General features: G+C 72.6%; 7 protein-coding genes. 6 read left to right on the forward strand and 1 reads right to left on the reverse strand.

The genetic code is table 11. The features are described from left to right. Positions 1-54: 54 nt before the first annotated feature. Positions 55-1,197 carry an acyl-CoA dehydrogenase family protein gene (locus ABD993_RS23505; protein ID WP_345422431.1) on the reverse strand — a complete coding sequence of 381 codons (1,143 nt, stop codon included), beginning with the start codon at positions 1,195-1,197 and terminating at the stop codon, positions 55-57. 73 nt (positions 1,198-1,270) lie between these two features. On the opposite strand from ABD993_RS23505, the gene ABD993_RS23510 reads away from it, so the two are divergent. The 6 genes from ABD993_RS23510 to ABD993_RS23535 all read left to right on the forward strand — a co-directional run bounded on the left by ABD993_RS23510 (position 1,271) and on the right by ABD993_RS23535 (position 8,404). Further along, positions 1,271-2,275, forward strand: coding sequence for an alpha/beta fold hydrolase (locus ABD993_RS23510; RefSeq protein WP_345422434.1), 1,005 nt, complete (start codon positions 1,271-1,273; stop codon positions 2,273-2,275). A 30-nt stretch (positions 2,276-2,305) separates the two neighbouring features. Next, positions 2,306-3,283, forward strand: a complete 978-nt coding sequence (locus ABD993_RS23515) for an aldo/keto reductase (RefSeq protein ID WP_345422437.1) — start codon at positions 2,306-2,308, stop codon at positions 3,281-3,283. Positions 3,284-3,376: 93 nt separating this feature from the next. Further along, a complete protein-coding gene (locus ABD993_RS23520) occupies positions 3,377-4,801 on the forward strand; it encodes an FAD-binding oxidoreductase (RefSeq protein WP_345422440.1) in 1,425 nt (474 codons plus the stop codon). Between the two features lie 2 nt (positions 4,802-4,803). Further along, positions 4,804-6,048 (forward strand): class I SAM-dependent methyltransferase, encoded by a 1,245-nt coding sequence (locus ABD993_RS23525; protein ID WP_345422448.1) that lies wholly within the window; start codon positions 4,804-4,806, stop codon positions 6,046-6,048. Positions 6,049-6,056: 8 nt separating this feature from the next. After that, positions 6,057-7,496, forward strand: a complete 1,440-nt coding sequence (locus tag ABD993_RS23530) for a WS/DGAT/MGAT family O-acyltransferase (RefSeq protein WP_345422443.1) — start codon at positions 6,057-6,059, stop codon at positions 7,494-7,496. Between the two features lie 83 nt (positions 7,497-7,579). Continuing rightward, a complete protein-coding gene (locus ABD993_RS23535) occupies positions 7,580-8,404 on the forward strand; it encodes a GNAT family N-acetyltransferase (RefSeq protein WP_345422446.1) in 825 nt (274 codons plus the stop codon). Positions 8,405-8,461: the final 57 nt, after the last annotated feature.

Raw genomic sequence — 8,461 nt, forward strand, 5'->3', positions numbered from 1 at the left:
CGGCGCGGTCCTCAAAGCCATAGTCACCTGGTTACAGGCTTTGGGAGACATGCCCTAGCCGACCAGGGCCCGGCCGATGATCTCCTTCATGATCTCGTTCGTCCCGCCGTAGATGGACTGCACCCGGGAGTCCACGAAGGCCCGCGCGATCGGGTACTCCAGCATGTAGCCGTAGCCGCCGTGGAGCTGGACACAGCGGTCCACGACCCGGCGCTGGACGTCCGTGGCCCACCACTTGGCCTTGGCGGCGTCGGCGGGGGAGAGCTCGGTCTCCACGTGCTGTCGCAGACACCGGTCCACGTAGGCGCGGGTGACGTCGATCTCGGTGTCCATCTCCGCCAGCTCGAAGCGGGTGTTCTGGAACGCGGCCACCGGCTTGCCGAAGGCCTTGCGCTCCTTGGTGTAGTCCAGCGTCATCTGCAGGGCGGCGGCCGCGCCCGCCGTGGCGCCGAGGGCGATGGACAGCCGCTCCTGGGCGAGGTTCTGCATCAGGTAGATGAAGCCCTGGCCCACCTCGCCGAGCACGTTCGCCGCGGGCACCCGGACGTCGGTGAAGCTCAGCTCCGCGGTGTCCTGGGCCTTCATGCCGACCTTCTCCAGCCTGCGGCCCCGCTCGAAGCCGGGCATCCCGCGCTCGACGACGAGCAGCGAGAAGCCGCGCGCCCCGGCGTCGGGATCGGTCTTGGCGACGACGATCACGAGGTCGGCGAGGATGCCGTTGGTGATGAACGTCTTGGCGCCGTTGAGGATCCAGTCCTCCCCGTCCCGCTTGGCGTTCGTGGCGATGCCCTGCAGGTCCGAGCCCGTGCCGGGCTCGGTCATCCCGATCGCGGTGATGATCTCGCCGGAGCAGAAGCCGGGCAGCCAGCGCCGCTTCTGCTCGTCGGTGCACAGGCGCAGCAGGTAGGGCGCGACGACGTCGTTGTGCAGGGGGAAGCCCAGCCCGCTCGCGCCCGCGGCGGTGATCTCCTCCAGCGCCACGGCGTTGTACCGGAAGTCCGGCGTGCCGCCGCCGCCGAACTCCTCGGGCACGTCGGTGCCGAGCAGGCCCGCGCGGCCCGCGGCGAGCCACACCTCCCGGTCGACCTGGCCCTGCTTCTCCCAGTCCGCGTGGTGGGGGAGGACCTCCTTCGCGAGGAAGGTCCGCACCAGGTCGCGGAACGCGTCGTGTTCGTCGTCGAAGATGTCGCGCTGCATGGCGTGATGGTGGCATACCCGTCGGTAACCTCGAGGGCCGTCGGTGGCACGGAGGGGCCCGTACGCTCCGTCGATGGGCGTCCTCGAGAACATCTGGGACAAGACGGTCGCAGGCGGCGTCGCCGACCTGCGCCGCATGCCGCGCACCGAGGTCGCCCGCCATCCGGGCGGGGTGCTGCACCGCTACACGCCGCTGGTCGCGGAGCGGGGCTCACCGGTCCTGCTGGTCCCGCCGCTGGGTGCCCCGGACTTCGCCTACGACCTGCGCCGCGGCGGCTCGCTCGTCGAGCACCTGCTGGGGCGGGGCAGGCCGGTGTACCTCGTCGACTACGGGCGGATGTCGTTCGCGAACCGGCGGCTGGGCGTGGAGCACTGGGTGGACGACGTCGTGCCGTGGGCGGTGCGGGCGGTGGGGGAGCCGGTGCACCTGGTCGGCTGGTCGCTGGGCGGGCTGTTCTGCCTGCTCGCGCTGGCCGCGGACGCGCTCCCGGTCCGGTCGGCCACCGCGATCGGCAGCCCCGTGGACGTCTCCGCGGTGCCCCTGGTCGCCCCGCTGCGCCCGGTGGCCGAGGTCGCGGGCGGGCGGGCGGTGTCCGCGCTCTACCGCGCGCTGGGCAGCTTCCCGGCGCCGGTGGTCAGTGGCGTCTTCCACCTGACGGCGGTGGACCGGCTGGTCACCAAGCCGCTGGCCGTGCTCTCCCGGCTGGACGACCGGGACACCCTCGCGCAGATGGAGGCGGTGGACCATCTGATGAACAACATGCACGGCTACCCCGGCCGAGCCTTCGGTCAGCTGTTCCACCTCCTGCTGCGGGCCAACGACCTGGCCGCGGGCACGCTCGACCTGGCCGGGCGCCGGTTGGACCTGGCGGACGTGCGGGTGCCCGTGCTCGTCGTCGCGGGCCGAGACGACGTCATCGCCCCGCTGGCGGCCGTGCGGGGCGTCGTCCCGCTGCTGACCGGTGCCCCCGAGGTCCGCTTCGAGACCGCCCCCGGCGGCCACCTGGGTGTGCTGACCGGCCGCCGCGCCCGCACCACGACCTGGCCGATTCTGGACTCCTTCCTCCAGGCCCACTGAGGGGCGGCGCCGCGGGGCAGTATGGGGAGCATGCGTCACGTCGAGGGCATCACCACCGCGAAGCCGTACTCGGTGATCGGGCTGGGCACCTGGCAGTTCGGGTCCCGCGAATGGGGCTACGGCGAGGACTTCGGGGCCGAGGCCCCGCGGATCGTCGCCCGGGCCCGCGAGCTGGGCGTGACCGTGTTCGACACCGCCGAGGTGTACGGCTTCGGGCGGTCCGAGCGGATCCTCGGCCAGGCGCTCGCGGACACCGGCGGCACGGAGGACGTCGTCGTCGCCACCAAGATCTTCCCGGTGCTGCCGACCGCCGCGGTCGTGCAGCAGCGCGGGGTCGCCAGCGCGCAGCGGCTCGGGGTGCGCACGCTGGACCTCTACCAGGTGCACCAGCCGAACCCGCTGGTCTCGGACGGCACGACGATGCGCGGCATGCAGGCGCTGCGCGCGGTCGGAGTCGTGGACCAGGTGGGGGTGTCGAACTACCCGCTCAAGCGCTGGCAGTCCGCCGAGGTGCGGTTCGGTGCGCCGGTGCTGTCCAACCAGGTGCAGTTCAGCCTGGTCCACCGGGACCCGATGGCCGAGATGCTGCCGTGGGCGCAGCGCACCGGGCACCTGGTGATCGCCTACAGCCCGCTCGCCCAGGGGCTGCTCTCCGGCCGCTACGACCGGGACAACCGGCCCGCCAACGGCGTCCGGGCGGCGAACGCGATGTTCCTGCCGGAGAACCTCGACGCCGCGAAGCCGCTGCTGGACACCCTGCGAGACGTCGCCTCCGGGCACGACGCCACCCCGTCGCAGGTGGCGCTGGCCTGGGTCGTGCACCGGTCGCATGTGGTCGCGATCCCCGGAGCGTCCAGTGTGGCGCAGCTGGAGAGCAACGTGGCCGCGGCGGAGATCCGGCTGTCCGACTCGGAGTACGCGGGGCTCACCGCGGCCGCCGAGGCCTACCGGCCACTGACCGGTTTCCCGGCCATTCCGAAGCTGGTGGCGTCCCGGCGCAGGGGGTAAGTCCGGTTCGTCCGCGCAACCGCCGTTCACGAGTGATGTAAGGCCGGCGCTCAGACCCTGACGAACAGGGCCTCGCGGCGTTAGCGTGACCACGTGAGCACGGCGCAGATCGGGGCAGGGACCCCACCGGAGACCCGGTCGGCGGCACGACGGCGACACGACGGCGTCGTCGCGGGCCTCGTCAAGGCCTACCGCGAGGTGCCCGCGGGCACCCGGGTGCGGCTGGGCAAGCGCACCTCGAACCTGTTCCGGTTCGGGGCGCCGACCACCGAGGTGGTGCACCTGGACACGGCCGGGCTCGCGGGCGTGATCGAGGTGGACCGCGAGTCCCGCACCGCGGACGTCCAGGGCATGTGCACCTACGAGGACCTGGTCGCCGCCACCCTCCCGCACGGGCTGATGCCGCTCGTCGTCCCGCAGCTGAAGACCATCACCCTGGGCGGAGCGGTCACCGGGCTCGGCATCGAGTCGACCAGCTTCCGACACGGGCTGCCGCACGAGTCGGTGCTGGAGATGGACGTGCTCACCCCGGCGGGCGAGCTCGTCACGGCGGCTGCGACGGGGGAGCACGCGGACCTCTACGCCGCCTTCGCCAACTCCTACGGGACCCTCGGCTACGCGCTGCGGATCCGGATCGAGCTGCAGCCGGTCAAGAAGTACGTCCGGCTCACCCACCACCGCTTCCGCACGGCCGAGGAGGCCACCGAGGCCCTGGGTCGGTTCGCCGACCAGGACTTCCTGGACGGGACCGTGTTCTCGCCGACCGAGCACTACGTCTCGGTGGGCGAGTTCGTGGACGAGCCGCTGCCCGGCGCCCGGGTCAGCGACTACACCGGCATGGACGTGTTCTACCGGTCGCTGCAGACCCGACCGGTGGACCACCTCACCACCCACGACTACCTCTGGCGCTGGGACACGGACTGGTTCTGGTGCTCGCGGGCGTTCGGCGTGCAGGTCCCGGCGGTGCGCAGGCTCTGGCCGAAGCGCTACCGCCGGTCGGACGTCTACCGCAGGCTCGTCGCGCTGGACCAGCGGTACCAGGCCTCGAACACCGTTCGTCGCCGCCTCGGGCAGCCCGAGGAGGAGATGGTGATCCAGGACGTCGAGATCCCCACGGGGCGGCTGCCGGAGTTCCTCGCCGAGTTCCACGAGCACGTAGGCATCACGCCGGTCTGGCTGTGCCCGCTGCAGCTGCGCGGGGAGCGGACCTGGCCGCTGTACCCGATGGAGCCGCACACCCCGTACGTCAACGTCGGCTTCTGGTCGTCGGTCCCCATCACGCGGGGAGCGACGGAGGAGGAGCTCGCGGATCCGACCATCCGCACGAAGCACAACCGGTTCGTCGAGGACCTCGTCGCGCGCCTCGACGGGCACAAGAGCCTCTACTCCACCGTCCACTACGACGAGGCGGAGTTCTGGGAGCGGTACAACGGCGCGGCCTACCGTGCCGTCAAGGAGCGCTACGACCCCGAGGGTCGGGTGCCGGACCTGTACACGAAGGTGGGTGGGGGAGCGTGAGCATGCGGGTCGCCGAGGTCTTCGGGCACGTCATCGGGCAGGACGCGCCGATCCGGTTGATCGCCTACGACGGCAGCAAGTCCGGTCCGGACGACGCCGAGATCGCGCTGCGCATCGAGTCGCCCCGGGCGCTGGCGCGGCTGGCGTCGGCGCCGGGGACGCTGGGTCTGGCGCGGGCGTACGTGACCGGCGAGATCGACGTCGAGGGTGACCTGTACACCGCGCTGGCGTCGCTGTCGGAGATCACCCTGAACGGGGTGTCCAAGGCGGACTTCGCGAGGCTGCTGGCCACCGTCGGTCCGGTGTGGCTGAGATACCGGCCCGCGCCGCCCGAGCTGGAGGCCCGCCCGCGCGGTCGACTGCACTCGAAGTTCCGGGACAGCCAGGCGATCTCGCACCACTACGACGTGTCCAACCGGTTCTACGAGTGGGTCCTCGGCCCCTCGATGACCTACACCTGCGCGGCCTACCCGGGCCCCGCGGCCACGCTGGAGGAGGCGCAGGCCGCCAAGTACGAGCTCGTCGCGAACAAGCTCGCGCTGGAGCCCGGGATGCGGCTGCTGGACGTCGGGTGCGGCTGGGCGGGCATGGTCCGCCACGCCGCGCGGATGGGCGTGCACGCCCTGGGCGTGACCCTGTCGAAGGCGCAGGCCGAGTGGGGGCAGGAGGCGATCCGCCGCGAGGGTCTCGAGGAGTTCGCCGAGGTCCGGCACCTGGACTACCGGGACGTCCCGGAGACCGGGTTCGACGCCGTCAGCTCGATCGGCCTCACCGAGCACATCGGCAGGAAGCAGCTCGGGAACTACTTCCGCTTCCTCTACGGCAAGCTGCGGCCCGAGGGCAGGCTGCTCAACCACTGCATCACCCAGCCGCACACGGTGAACAAGCGCAAGGTGGACCCGTTCATCGGCCGCTACGTCTTCCCGGACGGGCAGCTGGAGTCCCCGGGCCTGCTGATGACCGAGATGCACGACGCCGGGTTCGAGGTGCGCCACGAGGAGAACCTGCGCGAGCACTACGCGCTGACCCTGCGGGACTGGGGGCGCAACCTCGAGGAGCACTGGACCGAGGCCGTCGAGGAGGTCGGGATCGGCCGGGCGCGGGTCTGGCGGCTGTACATGGCCGCCTGCAGGCTGGGCTTCGACCTGGACAACATCCAGCTGCACCAGATGCTCGGCGTCAAGCTCGGCGAGCGCGGTCGCTCCGGGATGCCGCTGCGGGGCTGGCGGTCCGAAGGCGTCTGGTAGACAGCGGCGTGACCGAACGCCTCACCCCGCTCGACGCCTCCTTCCTGTTCATGGAGGAACGCACGACGGCGATGACCCTCGGCGGGGTCATGACGTTCGAGCCGGGCCGCGCGGGCTTCGCGGTGGACGAGTTCGTGGAGCTCATCGGCTCCCGGCTCGCGCTGGTGCCGCGCTACCGGCAGAAGATCCGCGAGGTTCCGGGGCGGCTCGGCCTGCCGGTGTGGACCGACGACCCGGACTTCGACCTGAGCTTCCACGTCCGGCGCTCGGCGCTGCCCGCGCCGGGCTCCGACGCGGACCTGCGCGAGCTGGTGGGCAGGCTGCTCTCCCGCCAGCTCGACCGGTCCCGGCCGCTCTGGGAGATCTACGTCATCGAGGGCTTCGAGGGGCACCGGGTCGCCGTCCTCACCAAGATCCACCACGCGATGGTGGACGGGCTCGGCTCGATGGACATCGGCTCGGTGCTGCTGGACACCACGCCGACGCCGCGCCGGGTGGAGGCGGACGACTGGTCGCCGTCACCCGAGCCCTCCGGGGTGCCCCTGGCCGCGCAGGCCGTGCTGGAGAACATGCTGCGCCCCCGGTCGGCGTTCGACGCGCTGGCCCGCTCGGCCCGGGACGTCAAGGAGGTCGCGGGCGCGGTCAAGCGGACCCTGGGCGGGCTGGCGGACGCCGTGCGCACGGCGAACCACGGCCGTCCGGTCTGGGCGCTCAACGCCCCGATCGGCAGCCAGCGGCGCTTCGGGATGGCTCGGACCTCGCTGTTCGAGCACCGGGTGATCCGGCGCAGGCACGGCGCGGGCGGCGGGTCGGTGAACGACGTGGTGCTCGCCGTCGTCACGGGGGCGCTGCGGCAGTGGCTGATCGCCCGCGGCGAGCCGATCTTCCCGGACTCGGTGGTCCGGGCGATGGTGCCGGTCAGCGTGCGGGTGCGCGGCGGGACCGGGTCGAGCGCCAAGGTGGGCGGCAACCAGATCTCGGCGGTGTTCGTGGAGCTGCCGGTCGGGGACCCCGACCCGGTGCGCAGGCTGCGGACGATCGCCGCGCAGATGGAGGCGCGCAAGCGGATGGGGCGCTCCGCGGGCACCTCCGCCGTCGTCGGGCTGGCCGGGCTGACCACGCCCGCGATGCACGAGATGGGAGCCCGGCTGTCCTCGCGCCTGTCCTCGCGGCTGTTCAACGTGGTCGTCACGCACGTGCCGGGCCCGCCCCGGCCGCTGTACGCCATGGGTGCGCGGATGCGGGACATGTATCCCGTGGTCCCGTTGGCCCACGGCCAGGCCGTCGCGATCGGCGTGACCAGCTACGACGGCACCGTCTGCTACGGCCTCAACGCCGACCGGGACGCCCTGCCGGACGTCGACGTCCTCGCCGAGGCCCTCAACACCGCCCTCGCCGAGCTGAAGGAGTCCCCGGCGGCGGAGGAGGGGGAGCGCTCGTCCGGGTGAGGTGGTCGCCGGTCGTCGAAGGGGGACGCTCGTCCGGCTGACGGTCCTTCCGTTCCGCCCGCCGCGCGGGGCATGTTTCCGGCATGGAGATCCGCGCGCTGCACGAGGGCGACCTCGATGCGGCGGACCGCGTCCTGCGGCGCGCGTTCGCGGCTCTGCTCGGTCGAGACGAGCAGCGCGACACCGACCTGGTCCGCACGCGGTGGTCGGCCCCGCACGTCGTCGCGCTCGGGGCGTTCGACGGGCCCGGCCTGGTCGGCTCGGTGTTCGTGACGGGCTGGGGGAGCGTCGGGTTCGTCGGCCCGCTGTCCGTCGAGCCGTCGCTGTGGGGGCGCGGGATCGGCAGCGCCCTGTTCGCCGCGGCGGACGGGCGGCTGGCGGGCATGGTCCACCGTGGCCTGTTCACCTTCGCGCACAGCCCGGCGCACCACCGGCTCTACCAGCGCTTCGGCTACTGGCCGCGGTTCCTGACCGCGCTGATGTCGAGCCCCGTCGCCCCGGCACCGGCGGGGGTGGCGTGGTCGGTGGGCTCCGCGGCGGACCGCGCGGACCTCGACGCCGGGGCCGCCCGGCTGGCCGGGACGGTGTTCCCGGGGCTCGACGTGCGCGGCGAGATCGCCACCGTCCTCGACCAGAAGATCGGCGACGTCCTGGTCCTCGGCCCGGTCGCCGACCCGACCGGCCTGGCGGTGGTGCACGACGGGCCCGGCTCGGAGGCGGGCTCGGGCCTGGCGTACGTCAAGGTCGCCCTCGTCCGGCCCGGCGCGGGCGCGGACTTCGCGCGGCTGGTCGACGCCTGCCTCGGCCACGCCGCCGCGATCGGCGCGGACCGGCTGGTGGTCGGCGTCAACACCGCACGCCACCGGGCCTACCGCCACCTCGGCGAGCGGGGCTTCGTCACCGACTGAACCGTCCTGGGTCTGCGTGAGGCTGACGTTCAGGCCACCGCACCCTGTTGGGCGATG

It is taken from the genome of Pseudonocardia xishanensis (genome assembly GCF_039541715.1).
GTDB lineage: Bacteria > Actinomycetota > Actinomycetes > Mycobacteriales > Pseudonocardiaceae > Pseudonocardia > Pseudonocardia xishanensis.